The organism is Roseomonas sp. TAS13 (genome assembly GCF_001950415.1).
Classification (GTDB): Bacteria; Pseudomonadota; Alphaproteobacteria; order Acetobacterales; family Acetobacteraceae; genus Roseomonas; species Roseomonas mucosa.
The window spans coordinates 1-14,489 of record NZ_BDLP01000082.1 but is presented as its reverse complement, the minus strand read 5'-3'; the positions used below and the strand labels follow the sequence as shown (position 1 = coordinate 14,489).

At 59.4% G+C, this 14,489-nt stretch carries 12 protein-coding genes and 1 pseudogene; 11 read left to right on the top strand and 2 right to left on the bottom strand.

Annotation, left to right across the window (positions count from 1 at the left end):
- From ROTAS13_RS09075 to ROTAS13_RS26130, 9 genes are all read left to right on the top strand, one after another.
- The coding region (locus ROTAS13_RS09075) for an IS5 family transposase (RefSeq protein ID WP_253187648.1) at nucleotides 1-981 on the top strand (981 nt) is incomplete at its 5' end.
- 914 nt (nucleotides 982-1,895) lie between these two features.
- Nucleotides 1,896-2,882, top strand: a complete 987-nt coding sequence (locus ROTAS13_RS09070) for a hypothetical protein (protein ID WP_075822140.1) — start codon at nucleotides 1,896-1,898, stop codon at nucleotides 2,880-2,882.
- Between the two features lie 67 nt (nucleotides 2,883-2,949).
- The gene (locus ROTAS13_RS09065) at nucleotides 2,950-3,363 is read left to right on the top strand and encodes a helix-turn-helix domain-containing protein (protein WP_081798568.1); all 414 of its coding nucleotides are present in this window, start codon (nucleotides 2,950-2,952) and stop codon (nucleotides 3,361-3,363) included.
- Nucleotides 3,353-4,747 carry a phage terminase large subunit gene (locus tag ROTAS13_RS09060; RefSeq protein WP_075822138.1) on the top strand — a complete coding sequence of 465 codons (1,395 nt, stop codon included), beginning with the start codon at nucleotides 3,353-3,355 and terminating at the stop codon, nucleotides 4,745-4,747. The genes ROTAS13_RS09065 and ROTAS13_RS09060 overlap by 11 nt, the downstream gene beginning before the upstream one ends.
- A 497-nt stretch (nucleotides 4,748-5,244) precedes the next feature.
- The gene (locus tag ROTAS13_RS09055; protein WP_075822137.1) at nucleotides 5,245-5,466 is read left to right on the top strand and encodes a hypothetical protein; all 222 of its coding nucleotides are present in this window, start codon (nucleotides 5,245-5,247) and stop codon (nucleotides 5,464-5,466) included.
- A gap of 42 nt (nucleotides 5,467-5,508) precedes the next feature.
- Nucleotides 5,509-5,961, top strand: coding sequence for a hypothetical protein (locus ROTAS13_RS26145; protein ID WP_126281850.1), 453 nt, complete (start codon nucleotides 5,509-5,511; stop codon nucleotides 5,959-5,961).
- Nucleotides 5,948-8,038, top strand: coding sequence for an AAA family ATPase (locus ROTAS13_RS26140; protein WP_139323296.1), 2,091 nt, complete (start codon nucleotides 5,948-5,950; stop codon nucleotides 8,036-8,038). Before ROTAS13_RS26145 ends, ROTAS13_RS26140 begins: the two co-directional genes overlap by 14 nt.
- Nucleotides 8,039-8,045: 7 nt before the next feature.
- Nucleotides 8,046-8,333: a hypothetical protein gene (locus ROTAS13_RS26135; RefSeq protein WP_139323295.1), complete on the top strand. Its 288-nt coding sequence runs from the start codon at nucleotides 8,046-8,048 to the stop codon at nucleotides 8,331-8,333.
- A gap of 17 nt (nucleotides 8,334-8,350) precedes the next feature.
- Complete coding sequence (locus tag ROTAS13_RS26130) at nucleotides 8,351-9,004, top strand: hypothetical protein (protein ID WP_139323294.1); 654 nt, start codon at nucleotides 8,351-8,353, stop codon at nucleotides 9,002-9,004.
- Between the two features lie 66 nt (nucleotides 9,005-9,070).
- Here ROTAS13_RS26130 and ROTAS13_RS09045 read toward each other — a convergent pair whose 3' ends face one another.
- Nucleotides 9,071-10,339 (bottom strand): tyrosine-type recombinase/integrase, encoded by a 1,269-nt coding sequence (locus ROTAS13_RS09045; protein WP_075822135.1) that lies wholly within the window; start codon nucleotides 10,337-10,339, stop codon nucleotides 9,071-9,073.
- Between the two features lie 1,154 nt (nucleotides 10,340-11,493).
- On the opposite strand from ROTAS13_RS09045, the gene ROTAS13_RS27065 reads away from it, so the two are divergent.
- Nucleotides 11,494-11,670: a hypothetical protein gene (locus ROTAS13_RS27065; RefSeq protein ID WP_171979060.1), complete on the top strand. Its 177-nt coding sequence runs from the start codon at nucleotides 11,494-11,496 to the stop codon at nucleotides 11,668-11,670.
- Nucleotides 11,671-12,380: 710 nt separating this feature from the next.
- On the top strand, nucleotides 12,381-13,277 hold the full coding sequence (locus ROTAS13_RS09035; RefSeq protein WP_075822133.1) for a DMT family transporter: 897 nt from the start codon (nucleotides 12,381-12,383) through the stop codon (nucleotides 13,275-13,277).
- A 375-nt stretch (nucleotides 13,278-13,652) separates the two neighbouring features.
- Here ROTAS13_RS09035 and ligD read toward each other — a convergent pair.
- Nucleotides 13,653-14,435, bottom strand: a pseudogene (gene ligD / locus ROTAS13_RS09030) (non-homologous end-joining DNA ligase); the annotation flags it as partial.
- Nucleotides 14,436-14,489: the final 54 nt, after the last annotated feature.

Sequence of the window (14,489 nt, the reverse complement as noted above, 5' to 3'; positions counted from 1 at the left end):
GCGGCTCAGGCTTCGGGAGCTGTGACGTCGAACAGCTTGGCCGAGATCGCAGTGGACACCACAGTGATGGAGAAGGCCATCGCCCATCCGACCGACAGCCGCCTCTATGAGCGGGCCCGCCACTCGCTGGTGACGCTGGCGCACAAGGCCGGGATCGCCCTGCGCCAGAACTACAATCGCCTGGCGCCGCGCCTGGCCGGCCAGGTGGGGCGCTACGCCCACGCCCGGCAGTTCCGCCGCATGCGCAAGGCGTTGCGCACGCTCAAGGGCTACACCGGCCGCATCCTGCGCGATGTTGAACGCAAGCTCGGCGCCGTCCCTGACGGGCCACTGCGGGCGCGCATCGAGCAGCGCATCGCCCTCGTCACCCGCCTGCTGCTCCAGACACCGAAGTCGTCCCGCAAGCTCTACGCCCTGCACGAGCCCGAGGTGGACTGCATCGCCAAGGGCAAGGCGCGGGTGCGCTACGAGTTCGGCACGAAGGTCAGCATCGCCACCACCCTCGCCGGTGGCTTCGTCGTCGGCATGCGCAGCCAGCCCGGCAATCCCTACGACGGCCACACCCTCGCCGACGCCCTCCAGCAGGTCGAGACCCTCACCGGCCAGCGTCCCAGCCTCGCCGTGGTCGATCGCGGCTACCGCGGCCATGGCGTCACGGCAACCAGGGTGCTCGTCAGCGGCACCAGCCGCGGCCTCACGCCCCGCCTGCGCCGGCTGCTCCGCCGCCGCAGCGCCATCGAGCCCGAGATCGGCCACATGAAGACCGATGGCCGCCTCGCCCGCTGCGCCCTCAAGGGCACGCTCGGCGATGCTCTCTACGCCGTCCTCTGCGGCTGCGGCCACAACATCCGCAAGATCCTCGCCCACCTCAGGGCCCTTTTGGCCGCTCTCCTCGCCGCCCTCCGACAGGCAATCCTCACCCCGATCAGCCAAGCCAGCGTCCCGACAGGCCGCACCCTGCTCGCAGGGGCGACAGCCTGAAGACGTTGTTCAAGGCCGACTACATAGCGCGCTAGAACTTCTTCAAGTTTGTTATAATAGTCTTGGTCATCAAGCGGAATTTCGCCGCTTTCGAAGTCTTTCAAGTTGCCCGCATCATACTTGGCGTTTCCATCAGAATTCATCTTGAAGGTTAATTCGGGAATATGAGGGAGCGTTCCCGTGAACGCCGGATTACTACGAAACGAAAGTCCGACAGAAACTTTTGCTTTAAGTTCAGTGCCTTCCGAAGTCGCTGCAAAGAACCGAGCGTTGCATTTTTCTGCAAGTTTTGCCTGATTTTTTTGTGTAATATCGTCAATAGCATGGCGCCAAGCGTTAACTAAGTTATTCCACCACCTGGATATGTCAGTTTTATGCTTGCTGTTTGCGCTCTTAGCTTCTGCGATCTCACGAAACGCCCTATCAAACGGCGATTCCCCGTCAGTCACTTCAGACACCTTTCAAATTGAACCAAATCATCAAACGCGATGCTTAATGCGCCGTCAACTCTCGGTGCCACCAATCAACGATCACGATTTCGGGGCAACACTGCGGTTCCAGCCTCATCCCCCGCGAGGGCTGCCCCGAAATCCGCCATTTTCCTGCGCCAGTTTTGGCCTCTAGGCACCCGTCCGCTACCCCTATAGCCCAAACCCTCGAAAAGCCGCCTACGCCAAGCCTAGAGGCTCGGCCTAAGCCAACCCACCCAGGGGGCAACGCCCCCTGCTGCCGCCTCGATAAGCCCTTGCCTTGGCCTCGAACCGCCGCCATGATTGGGGTCGTGGGGTTGGAAATCGCGAAGCAGTAGCGACGCTAGTTCCAACTCTGATCCTGATCGCAGTAGCGATCCTGGCACGAAATCGTTTGTGACGATTTAGCCCGATCAATCCAAATCCATTGATCGGAAATTCATTATGGCCGTTACGCGCCTTTCGGACGTTGTCGTCCCGGAAACCTTCACTTCCTACACCGTTCAGAACACGATGGAGAAGACGGCGCTTCTTAGCTCCGGCGCCATCGTTCGTAACTCTGCCATTGACGCGCAGCTAAAGCGCGGTGGCGAGACTTTCAATGTTCCCGCTTGGAATGATCTTGGTAACGCGGAAGCGGATCGTTCGAACGATGATCCGGAAGTTTTCTCTACTCCGCAGAAGATCACGGCGTTTAAGCAGCGCGTTCGCAAGTCTTTCCTGCATCAGTCTTGGTCTTCGATGCAGTTTGCCGGTGAGCTTGCCGGAAGCGATCCGCTGGCCGCGCTACAGGGCCGGGTAACGGATTATTGGTCGCGGCAGTTGCAGCGGCGGGTTGTGGCGACGCTACAGGGCATCCTTGCGGATAACCTGAACAATGATGCGTCGGACATGATCGTTGATATCTCGGCCATGACCGCCGAGGCGGCGAACTTCAATGCTTCGGCGGTGATTGACGCGGCGGCGACGCTTGGTGATGCGATGGACAGCCTTTCGGCCATCTTCATGCATAGCCGTGTTTATACTCGCGCGCTCAAGAACGATAATATCGAGTTCGTGACCGTGCCGAGCATGGGCAAGCCCATTCCGACTTATCGCGGCATGGTCGTTATCGTTGATGACGGTCTTCCGAATGATGGGACCAAGTTCACCACGATCCTCGCCGGTAGTGGTGCGCTGAGTTACGGCATGACGGCGCCGAATGTTGCCAAGGGAACGGAAATCGAGAGTGTTCCGGCGGCAGGTAATGGCGGCGGCATGGAAGTTCTGCACTCGCGGAATAACTGCGCGGTGCATCCTAGCGGCTTCGATTGGATCGAAGGCACTCTTGCCGACGAAAGCCCGTCGATTGCCGATCTTCGCGACGGTTCGCATTGGAACCGGGTTGTTGAGCGCAAGGCGATCCCGCTTGCTTTCCTCTTGAGCAAGTGAAGCGAAAAACCTCTCCGGGGCGACAGCCCCGGAGACTGCCGCCTCGATAACCGAATAGGTGCCGACAATGGCCAAAGATCTAACTCATCCGCTGCGGAAGAATCCGCCGGAAGACGCGCTTGAACGCATTTCCGATATGGCTGCGAATGGTTGGAGCAAAGCGGGAATCGCGCGAAAGCTTGGCGTTTCAGTAACGACCTTTGATCGTTGGCTTGAAGAAGACGAAGAGCTTCAACGCGCCTTCGATATGGGCCGCGATGCCGAGCATAATACACTCTTCAATTCCCTCTTCAAAGCCGCGACCGAAAAGGGCAACGCGACTGCGGCAATGTTCTTGCTCAAGGCGCGGCATGGATACCGTGAAGGCGATCAAAGCGACATTGCGAACCGCGTTTCTATCACTTTCGCACTTCCCGGTGCCGAAAAGCTTGAAGCCGTGGTGAAGCAAGACAAGAAGAAGATTATTGACCATGAGCGGTGAAGCAATCGAGCTTAATAGCTTTCAGCAACGTGTCTTCGCTGTTCCGGAAGAAGTTGATCTTTTTCTTGGCGGCGGTCGCGGTGGCGGCAAGTCGTGGTGCATCGCGCTCCTGATCCTGCGGCATGTTGAGCAATACGGCAGCAAGTCGCGCATTCTCTACATTCGCAAGAGCTATAAGGGCCTTGCTGACTTCGAGAATACTTTGCGCGAAGTCTTCGGAATGGTTTACGGCACGGCAGCGCGGTATAATGCGGCGGAACATGTCTGGCGTATGCCGAACGGCGCTTATGTGGAGCTTGGACAGCTAGAAAGCGCGTCGGATTACACGAAGTATCAGGGCCGCAGTTTCAATCTTCTCGTTGTGGATGAAGCTGGACAGTTTGCCGATCCGTATTTGCTGGACATGCTGCGTTCGAACCTTCGCGGTCCGAAGGATATGCCGGTTCGGATGATCGTTGCGGCGAACCCGGCTGGCGTGGGGCATCAATGGCTCGCGAAGCGTTACGTCTTCAACGGCGCGGAACCTTGGGAAGTCTTCACCGAAGAGAAGAGCAAGCGCCTCTTCATGCACTGCCCTTCGACCTTCGCCGGGAACGTCTTCATCGACCGCGAGACGTATGCCGATCAGCTAACGTCTTCCTGCCCCGATGATCCGGAGCTTCTTCGCGCATGGACCGATGGCGATTGGGCCGTCTCTCGCGGTGCCATGTTCGCGACCGTGCTGGATGAGAAGCGCGTTGCGATCCCGAACTTCACCGCAAGCGATCTTGGCGCCGATTGGGATTCGGAGTTCTACCTAAGCCACGATTGGGGATCGGCAGCGCCAAGCGTGACGCTACTTCTCGCTACCTCGCCCGGTGCCTACATCCGCGATCAATGGTTTCCGCGTGATAGCGTTCTTGTGCTGGATGAAGTCGCGACGAACCGGCCCGGCAATTACAACGCGGGTCTTTGCCTGACCGTGCCGGAAGTTTCGGAGCGCATCCTTGCCATGTGCAAGCGGTGGCACGCGAAGCCCTTTGGCGTGGCGGATGATGCCTGCTTCGCACGAACCGGCCATTCTACGGGCAGCATCGCGAAAGAGTTTGAAACGGCTGGCGTTTACTTCGAACCGGCTATTAAGGGCGATCGTCTCTCCGGTCTTGAGACAATGCGGACCATGTTTCGTGATGCTGGCAAGCTGGATAAGCCCGGCCTCTATATTGCCCGGCGCTGCGAATACCTTTGGACAACGCTTCCCTATCTCACTCGCGATGAACGGAAACCGGAAGACATTGATAGCAGCCAGGCCGATCACGGTTATGACGCGCTCCGCTATGGCTTGAGGCGCTTCCAACTGGCGCGCTTCGTTGACATTCAAATGCCATTCTCTTCTTCGCGGTAATTGGAACTGAACCTATCGGGGGCAAAGCCCCCGATACTGCCGCCCTGATCTGGCCGCACATCCTTTAGTGGCGCCCAAATGGTCCAGGCTAAGGCGCCCGCCAGGGGCCTTGCGAGGCTTCCGGGCAGGGTGATGGCTCCTACGCGCCCAAGGCCAGCCAGCGCCGATCCTCTTGGGCAGGATTGGGGCCTTTGCCGAGGGCCAGGGGAAGCGCCAGGGCGGCAGCCTGCCCTTCGGGCAGGGGGGATCGAGGATCGGCCCTTAAAGCTCGCGGCAATCCCCTTTTAATCATCGCGATAATCAAACTCCAAATAATCGCGATGATTAAATCGGCTCTAATTCCAAATGCTGAACTAAATGAAAGAAAAAGTAATTACTTTTCGTGAGAAAATGAGGAATTAGCAAAAAAGGGGCTTGCGAAGAAAAAGCAAAGCCCGCAATTATGCCGTCACCGGGCCAATACAGCCCGCCCCGAAAAGCGAAAAGGATTTAACGTCATGGTTCCGACGAACGCCGATGCTTTGCTTGTTCGTAAGGATGCCGCCGCCGCGTTGACCGAAGCGGGATATCCGACTTCTTACAAGACACTTGAAAGCATGGTCACTCGCGGTGGAGGTCCGATCTATAGAAAGTTTGGCGGTCGCGTTCTTTACCGTTGGGCCGATTTGCTCGATTGGGCCGAAAAGCGAATGCATTTTCCCTGCAACAAGGCCGCATAAAAGAAAAGCCCGACACCGCTAGGGCATCGGGCTTGAGTTTTCATGCTAAAGAAAGAAAATCTAATGCTGGAATATATACGCAGCCATCCTAAGGCAAGCAAGCGTTTTATTTATTACAAGGACCAAAAGCCGCCCCCCGGATTAGTCGGCAAAATTCCTCGCGGTTGGCGCAAGACATACCGTGGCTATTACCTTGCGGGACAGAGAATCTCTACCGAATGGTACGACCCGGAAATCATTAGCGCGTATGAGAAGCGAGGTTCCGCATATTACCGGAGGTTTTCAGTTATTGGTTTCGGCGACAATATTGACGGCATTAGAAATACAGTGACCGGCAAAAACATTCGAAATTTTGTTGAGACGTTGGATCAACATTTTTTCGAATGTCTTACTTTTGAAGCCTGGATTTGGAAGTTATGCGCAGAAGCCGATAATTGGGATACGTGGTTTGACTGGATGACGGCCGAATGGGAGCGTGACTATGTCCGCAAGTGAAGTTCCGGCCTTTCTACAGACACCGGCTAATAAGTTCGATATCGCTATTGCTCAATCAACCCTCGACTTCTTCGAACCGAATGCGAAGTGGAATCTTCGCACATTCGATGACAACAAGTCGCGCAACAAAAAGAACCTCATTCGCACGAAGTCGAATGTTCGGCCTTCCGATTGTGAGCGCGAACTTGTCAGCCTCAATAATAGCGGCGCGGGCATCTTCTTTGTGGTGAACGAAGGCGGCCACAAGGACGAAGATATTACCCGTATTCGGTCGGTGTTCATTGATATAGATCAGGTTGTTGAAAATGAGCGGAAATTCTTCGAGTATTTTACTGATATCGAGAAGATCGGTGTTGTTCCCCACCTTATCGTTCGAAGCTCGCCGGGAAAATTCCACGTCTATTGGAAAGTCTCTGATCTTCCGGTTGCTGATTTCAGTGCGATGCAACAGCGTCTTGCCGCGTATTTTGAAAGCGATCCGAGCGTTACTAATCCAAGTCGTGTAATGAGGCTTCCGGGCTTCGCTTGGAATAAGAAAGAGCCGGGATTCTTTTCAGAAGTTGTGTTCAAGCGCGATGGCGATCCACCTTACTCGGCGGATCAGCTTCGCGCGGCTTTCCCGGAGCGGCAGCCCGTGGCTATCGCCACGGGGGCGAGTTCCCTGCCCGAAGGGCAGGCTGCCGCCCTGGCGCCGGGCAATGTCCTGCCGTTCCCCGCTCCTGCGGCCAGCCCTAGCGGCGGCGTGGCGATGGCGCCTAGCACCGGTCGCAGCGTGGCGATGGCGTTTGATGCGACCGAACATCCCCCGGTTGGCTCTGAGAAGCTGAAAGAAGTTGAAGACGCGCTAAAGTATATTCCTGCAAATAAAGGGTTTTCAAATATAACGCAGAACAATTCCCTTTGGCGGCAAGTTAGAATGGCCCTGAAAAGCCAGGGTGAAGCAGGATGGGAACTATTCAATGCTTGGTCGCAAACTGCGACCGATGGCTCTTATCGTGAGCAAGAGTGTCGAAGCGAATGGGAAAATGGCCTCGGAAAGAGCGATAGCCTAGGCCCAATCTTTGCCGAAGCGCAGAAGCGCGGCTGGATCAACCCGAATAGCAATGCCGCGAAGCCTGTTCAGCAAGTTCCGCAATCTCCATGGCAACTGCCGCAGCCTGCTAAGGCCAAACCCAAGCTTGGAATTACGATGATCAATTCTATTGAGCAAACGGAAGTGAAATGGCTAGTAGAAGGATTGATTCCGGCTGATGCGAATATCGGTATCGTTGGCGCGTCAAGTGTCGGCAAAACCTTTGTCGCACTAGCTCTTGGTCTGAGCGCAGCTACCGGGCGCGAGTTCATGGGCGGGGAAATGCATTGCGTCGCGCCGGTCATTTATCTTGCTGGCGAAGGTAAGCACGGCATCGCAAAGCGTTGCAGGGCTTGGGCCACATACTATGGCATTTCGCTTGAAAATGTTCCCTTCGCTGTTGCCGATTACCTGCCGCCAATGACTGATGAAGAAAGCGTTGCTATGACGATTGAGGCGGTTCAGGGCATCAAAGATCATTATGGGCATCCCGCTCTAATCATCATTGACACTCTCAATCGAGCGTTTGGCGACGAAGACGAAAACTCAACGGCGGGAATGACTAAATATATTTCGGGAATTGATCGTTTGCGCGCTGCTTTTCCCGGATGCTCTACCGTGACGCTTCATCATACCGGGCACGAAGCGGTGGGCCGCGCTCGTGGTTCCAGCGCATTCTATGCCGCTCTTGACACCGAGCTATTCATTAAGCGTTCGGACCCTTGGATTGAAATTGAAGTCACCAAGCAAAAGGACGCCGCAAAGGCCCCTAAGATGAAGGCTTGGCTTCGTGAACAGGATGTTGGCGAATGGGGTTCTTCGCTTGTGGCAGTTCGCGATATGAGCATTAATCGCGAAATGCAAATCAGTATGGCAGTCTCTTCGGGAATTTCCGTTCGGCAATGCGTTGAGAATCTAAAGAAGGAAGGAATCAATATTAGCAAGAATACAATTATGAAGCTGCGGCAGGAATATGAAGCGCAGCGGAACCTCAATGGAGTTTGAATGACAAATGCTCGAATATAAGTTGTTCCCGGCGGTTGGAACGGTCATTGAGTGCGAAGAGAACTTATTCAAGTGCATTGAAGTGAATGAAGGAATTGTCGGTTGGAAAACTAATTGCGAATGCTGCGGATCGGCTTTCGTATTCAATATGACCAACGGCAATTTTCGCCCGAAGAAACTTTGTCAGAAGCATAACCGGGTTGAAGTGACTTCCAAGATGTTCCGCAATGCGCCGCTCAATCCGATTGTTGGACGGCAGGTTGTTGAGTTCCGTAATGGCAAGCGAATTGGTTAACAGGAAAGGATTTTAAAATGGCTGATACCATTGAACAGGCGAATGCTCGCATCGCTGAACTTGAGGCCGAAATTATCGCAGTTAAGGGCAACCGGGAAGCGATCCTTGCCGAGAAGCGGGAAGCTGTTGAAGCTTTGAAGACCGCGAAGGCCGAGTTGGAGACTGCCAAGACAGAAGGCGCGACGGCACTTGCCGCGATGCAGGGCAAGCTTGAAGAGGCAAATAAGCAGATTGCGAATTACACGCTGAATTGGCCGGTTGAGAACTTCGTCAACGAAGTTGCCGTTGAAGCTGACACATTCAATATTTTGTTCGGCACGCTTTACGAATGGCGGTTGCACGAAGGCAAGCCCGCTGTATTCGTGAAGGGTTCGGAAGAGCCGGTTCGCGTTGCTGGCAAGGATGGCGAGCCGAGCGTGCTTGGTTGCGACAGCCATCAGAGGCTCTATGACTTCCTTACCGCAGACAGGGCCGCACCGCATGAGAGTTCGCCGAAAGGACGACTTGCCAATATCTTCAATTGGTCTTTGAAGCATTATAGCAAGGCATCTGGAAGCGGAGCTTCGATCTACAGTTCCAACGGCGGGCGGCGAGCGAGCGAGGATCAGGGCCAGGGGCCTAACCAGGGCGGCAGGGGGGCTTCGCCCCCGGTAGGCTTCGGCCTCCGCTAAGCGGCGCCAGCGGCCAGCCTAGGGCCAGGATCAGGGCGGCAGGGGCAGAAGCCTTTGCCGCCCTTCTTATGCTGCCTCGCTGACTGCTTCCGGCTTCTTCTCGCTCATGAGTTCGAGGGTCTTGTTAGCCACGGCATCGGCAGCGGCGAGCAACACGGCATCTGACCGATGGATATAGCGGCGAGTGATACCGGCGCCGTTACGATGGCCGATCAGTTCACCAATCGTGCTGTCTGAGTAGCCAAGATCAGCCGCAAGGCTTGCGAAGCTATGCCGCAGAACATGCGCGGTAATGTCTTCCGGCAGGTTGCCAGCCTTCACGATGCGAGCGAGCGCCTTGGGGAAGCCCGTCATCGTGGCTTCTTCGCCTCCTTTGGCGGGCATGAAGACGATTTCGCGGCCCTCAATGCGAGGCTGTTCCGTAATGATCTTGCAAGCTGCTTCGGAGAGAGGCCGAACGCTGCGACCGGTCTTGCTATCCGTCAGCGTCGCGATACGCTTCGCGATATCAACTTCGCCCCAAGTCAGTTTCAAAGCCTCGCCCATGCGCCAGCCTGTCAGCGCCAGGAAACGGGCAAGGGCGAGGGCAGGGGCCGGAACTGGCTTCTGATCCCCGCCCGGTAGGGCGGCTGCCGTCAGCCCTGCCCCAAAGGCCTTGTATTCGGCGTCGCTGAGCCGTCGCTGCCGCTGCCCGTCCTTGGTACGCTTCACTCCCTGGCACGGGTTGTCTGCTCGAATGCCCTTGACCATGGCCCAAGAGAAGATGCCACCGAGAAGCCCAACCGTGCGACGTGCTGCACCCATGCCGCCTCTGACATTTGAAATAGCGCGAGGCTTGTCCAGCTTAGCGCGGCGCTTCGCCTTTCCCCCTTCAACTGACAGCATGAACTCGTGAACGTCTCGCGCGGTGATAGCATTGGCCTTGAGATGACCGATTAGCGGGATGATCTGAGCATTGATGCGGCTTCGATCCGTGACCAGCGTGCTAGCCTTCTTCTCCTTCCGCCTCTCAACCTCTTCCATATACGCTTCGCAAAGCTCGGCAACGCTCATGGAGCTACGCGCTTCCTGCTTCGCTTCGGCAGGGTCATTGCCCTTGGCGACTTCCGCTAGAAGCCGCTGCGCTTCCTTGCGGGCCTCTTCGGGCTTCCATGGTGATTCGAAGCGGCCAATCGTGAAGCGGCGTTGGCGCCCGTCCTTGGTGCGATAGAGCAGAACGAAGCTAACCGCGTCGCTCTTCTGACGCCGGATGCCGAAGCCTTTCACGACGCTATCCCAAAGCTCTTCGCCTTGGCCGAGAGAGCGGCACTCTTTCAGGGTGATCTTCGCGGCCATTCTCTCTTCAACCCTCGCGACAATCTAGGTAGAACTTAGGTAGCACGAGAGGGCAAGCCCGATCAAACAAGAACGGGACCAAACAAACAACATTATCATCAAAAACAGCTATTTATGGAATTTCGTAACGCTCAAACAAACCACATCAAATCGTTGATTTTGCCCTCCGAAGGCAAAGGTCGTACGTTCGAATCGTATCGGGTCCGCCAATCTTTCCAATAGACCAGCGAGTTGTTGCCGTATCACTCGGCGGCCAGTGTCACCAGGGTGCCACCAAGCAGCCCTTGTTCACACGAGGAGCAGGCCCTCCGGCCTCGTCGCTTCCTGCTCATAGTCCAGCGGCCCGGCCTCGCTCGCCAGCGTTCGGCAGATCGCCATGACGACCACAGTGGCATCGTCGATCTTCCCGGCAGCCTTCGCCTTGCTGAACTTGATTTGCCAGCCTCGCCCTGCACCAGCCGGATATCGCTCCTTCCCAGCGCAACACAGGGTCGCGTCCTGCGCGAAACTACCGCCTGAGGATGACACGCCCGATCTCCTTAAGGCGCGGACATGGAAGCATGCCGGCAACAGGAGGTTTTCCCCCGGAAAAGTGTTCTGACGGCACTTCGCTCGCTAGAATGGGCGAACGGGCTTTTCGCCCGCCGGGGTGGAAACCCTCCCTGCACGGGGGGGGTGAGCAATGTTGATACCCCTGGCAGCATCGAGGGCCGGTCTTCTTCTGGACGCGAGTGTGCTATTGGCGCGGACAGCCATTGCCGAAAGCCCTTTCGATCTGTGGTCAGGCTGAGCACGCGTGTATCAGCCGCTTTCGCTTGTGCTACTGCATCAGGCTGATAACATGGCTATCAACGGCTAATGGGCCGCCGAGCACATCAGTAACGGTGCTACCATATGGCGATCAGCCCAGTTCAATGCCGAATGGCTCGCGTAGCCCTCCAGTCAGGAGTGCGTGAGGCGACAGCTATGGCTGGGATATCGCTGAACACCATCGCAGGCCTGGAGCGAGGGGAAGCCCTTCAGCCTCGAACCTTGCCTGGAATCCACACTGCCCTTGAAGCCGCCGGCATGGAGTTCATCCCCGTATGCGACGGTGGGGCCGGGGTGAGGCTGTGGAAGTCGATGGACGAAACGTCACATCAGGAGAACTGAGTTTGCGGAAGCCGAACTACAGCCAGGAACGTGCCCAGCGCGAGAGAGACAAGGCTGCGAAGACGCGTGCCAAGGAGCAGAAAAAGCAGGATCAGAAGGCTGCCGAGCTGGCCGAGCTAGAACCTAATAATTCGGAGGACCGGCTGCCCGAGCCGCTGGATCCCGCCGTCAAAGGATAGCCCTCATGAGCGACACCGTATCTAGACCGGAGGCCCATCCCGAGGAGATGCGGGCCGCCGCCAGTCTCGGACCGGTGATGCCGTGTCGCTCCAGGCCACCGCACGGGCCATGCCGGCTGGGCTGATAGCCGCGGCTGTCCTGGTTGGGGTCGTGCTGCTGTCCACGGCGGCCGGGGCGTCGAGCGGGCCGGGCGCTACTCCGGCAACCGGCTTGCCCGCCGCTTGGACAAGGCCGGCCTGAGCCGGCACCGGATGCGCGACTGTCGGCTCAGGTGGGGCGGCACTCTTCCCACTTCCGCTCAGTCAGAAGGTAGGACGCTATCTAGTGGCACGCAAGATCCACAAGCCTTCGATGAAGCACTGCTCAGGCACGGCTATGCGACTCGTCCGCCTCGCCACGGATGTCGATGCCGTCCATGCGGAACGGGCGGCGGCTGACGTCACCATCCTGCAACCCCCGGCAGACATGGATTTCGGCCGCTGCTTCACCGCGTAGGACCCGGACGGCCGGCCACCGCCTGCGCGTCTTCCGCCCGGGCTGAAACGGGCGCCCCCCGGGGCAGCGCCACGAAGAATTTCCCGTGACAGGGGTGGTCCCGGGGCGACGGGGCTGACATTGCGTGGCGGACCGGGCGCCTCCGGCGCGCCCGCCACGCCAGCCCCACCCGGTGCCATGATGACCCCAGCCCGCCGACGCCCTGCGAACCGCCATGGATAAGCATGTCCTGAACGGCGTGCTGCTCGCCTTCCTCGCCTATGCCTCCTATGCGCTGAGCGACGCCTCGATCAAGCTGATCGAGGGCGCGCTGGACCCCTTCGAGGTCGCCTTCTTCGGCGCCGTGCTGGGCCTGGGCGCGGTCCCCTTCATCCTCGGCCCCAGCGACCGGCTGACGGATCTGGTGGTGTCGCGCCACCGCGGCCTGTGGCTGTTGCGCGGCGCCTTCGCGGTGATCGGCAGCCTGTCCAGCATCATCGCCTTCACCGCCCTGCCGATGGCGGAGGCCTTCTGCCTGATCTTCCTGCTGCCGGTCTTCGTCACCATCCTGTCGGTGGTCTTCCTGAAGGAGCCGGTGGGCTGGCGCCGCTGGTCGGCGGTGATCGTCGGCTTCCTGGGCGTGCTGATCGTGCTGCGCCCCGGCTTCCGGGAGCTCACCGCCGGGCATCTGGCCGCCATCGTCGGCGGCTTCTCCGGCGCGGTGACGATCATCATCCTGCGGGCGCTGGGGGGAAAGGAGAAGCGGATCTCCCTCTATGGCGCCGGGCTGATCGGCCCGATCCTGGTCAGCGGGCTGCTGATGCTGCCGCGCTTCGCCTGGCCGAACGGCGAGCAGTGGCTCTACCTCGCCGGCTACGGCCTTCTGGCGGCGGGGGGCAACGTGCTGATCATGCTGGCCTCGGCCAAGGCTCCCGCCAGCCTCGTGGCGCCGACCCAGTACAGCCAGATGCTCTGGGGCGTCGGACTCGGCTATGCCGTCTTCGGCGACCGGCTGGATGGCTGGATGTTCCTGGGCATGGCGGTGATCGTGGGCTCGGGCCTCTTCACCTTCCTGCGCGAGACCAAGCGCACCACCTGGTGGCGGCGCGCGCCGCCGGTCCACCCGCAATAGGCGCCCTGCCCGCCTCCGGCCGGACGGTGGCTTCCTGTTGCCGTTCCGCCCTGTGGCCACTCCCGGGGGAGAGGCGCCGCCTCTCCCGCCGGACCCCCTCTCCGCCGGGGACCGAGTTGGCTCTGCATGGTTGCCGTCGGTCTGCGGCCTGATCCCCGGAAGCAGGTGGCAACGCAGGGCTCCCGCAAGGAAGAGAAGACACCGTCTCCGCGCTGGTGGCAGCGGCAGTCCGCCGGAGAGCGTCGCTCTCCGGCGCGATCCGACCGCCAGCGAAGAGCCAACTCATCGGGTCCAGGGCGCGCAGCGTCCTGGCGGATAGGGGGTCCGGGGGAAAGGCAGGGCCTTTCCCCCGGGGACGGCGCCACTGCCCGAACCTCAGCGCAACTTCGAGGCCGGCGGCAAGGGCCGCGCGGCCTCTTCCATCCCCGCCCAGGGGTCCGGCGTTTCCAGCCGGGCCGGGGCGGTGGCGATGGTGAAGCGCCGGGGGTCGAGCCCTTCCGTCACCTCCGCCCAGTCCAGCGGCATGGCCATCGGGGCGCCGGGCCGGGCGCGGGGCGACCAGGGCGCCACCGCCGAGGCCCCACGCGCATTGCGCTGGAAATCCAGGAAGATTCGCCCGTCCCGCCCAGCCAGGGCGGATTGCGTGGTGAAGCGCTGCGGCGCCTCCCTCGCCAGATCCTCGCAGATCGCTGCCGCCACCGCGTGCAGCCGGTCCCACCGCGCCCCGGGGGCCAGGGGCACCACCAGATGCAGCCCCTTGCCGCCCGTGGTCTTGCAGAAGGGCGCGAGGCCCAGCGCCAGCACGCGCTCGCGCAGCGCCAGGGCCGCCGCAACCACGGAATCGAAGGACAGGTCCTCCGCCGGGTCGAGGTCGAGCACCATCCGGTCCGGCTGCGCCAGCCGGGCGCCGCGGGCGCCCCAGGGATGAATCTCCAGAACCCCGGACTGTGCCAGGGCGACCAGCGCCTCGGGCGTATCCACCTGGATCAGCGGCTTCTCCTCGCCGCGCAGCCGCACCGTGCCGACCAGCGGCGAGAGGCCACGCGCGGCATGGCGCTGCACGAATCGCTCGCCTCCGATCCTCTCCGGCGCCCGCAGCAGGGTCAGCGGCCGCCCGGCGATGGCCGGCAGCAGACGCGGCGCCACGCGTTCCAGGTAGCGGGCGAGGCTGTCTCTTGATCACATCTACGCACAGCTCCACCGTAAGGCGAA

What these genes read in the sequence shown, in the direction of transcription:
- ROTAS13_RS26145 (WP_126281850.1), top strand. Translation starts at nt 5,509, where the DNA reads ATGCTAAAGAAAGAAAATCTAATGCTGGAATATATACGCAGCCATCCT.
- ROTAS13_RS09045 (WP_075822135.1), bottom strand. Translation starts at nt 10,339, where the DNA reads ATGGCCGCGAAGATCACCCTGAAAGAGTGCCGCTCTCTCGGCCAAGGC.
- ROTAS13_RS26135 (WP_139323295.1), top strand. Translation starts at nt 8,046, where the DNA reads ATGCTCGAATATAAGTTGTTCCCGGCGGTTGGAACGGTCATTGAGTGC.
- ROTAS13_RS09065 (WP_081798568.1), top strand. Translation starts at nt 2,950, where the DNA reads ATGGCCAAAGATCTAACTCATCCGCTGCGGAAGAATCCGCCGGAAGAC.
- ROTAS13_RS26130 (WP_139323294.1), top strand. Translation starts at nt 8,351, where the DNA reads ATGGCTGATACCATTGAACAGGCGAATGCTCGCATCGCTGAACTTGAG.
- ROTAS13_RS09070 (WP_075822140.1), top strand. Translation starts at nt 1,896, where the DNA reads ATGGCCGTTACGCGCCTTTCGGACGTTGTCGTCCCGGAAACCTTCACT.
- ROTAS13_RS09035 (WP_075822133.1), top strand. Translation starts at nt 12,381, where the DNA reads ATGGATAAGCATGTCCTGAACGGCGTGCTGCTCGCCTTCCTCGCCTAT.
- ROTAS13_RS09060 (WP_075822138.1), top strand. Translation starts at nt 3,353, where the DNA reads ATGAGCGGTGAAGCAATCGAGCTTAATAGCTTTCAGCAACGTGTCTTC.
- ROTAS13_RS09055 (WP_075822137.1), top strand. Translation starts at nt 5,245, where the DNA reads ATGGTTCCGACGAACGCCGATGCTTTGCTTGTTCGTAAGGATGCCGCC.
- ROTAS13_RS26140 (WP_139323296.1), top strand. Translation starts at nt 5,948, where the DNA reads ATGTCCGCAAGTGAAGTTCCGGCCTTTCTACAGACACCGGCTAATAAG.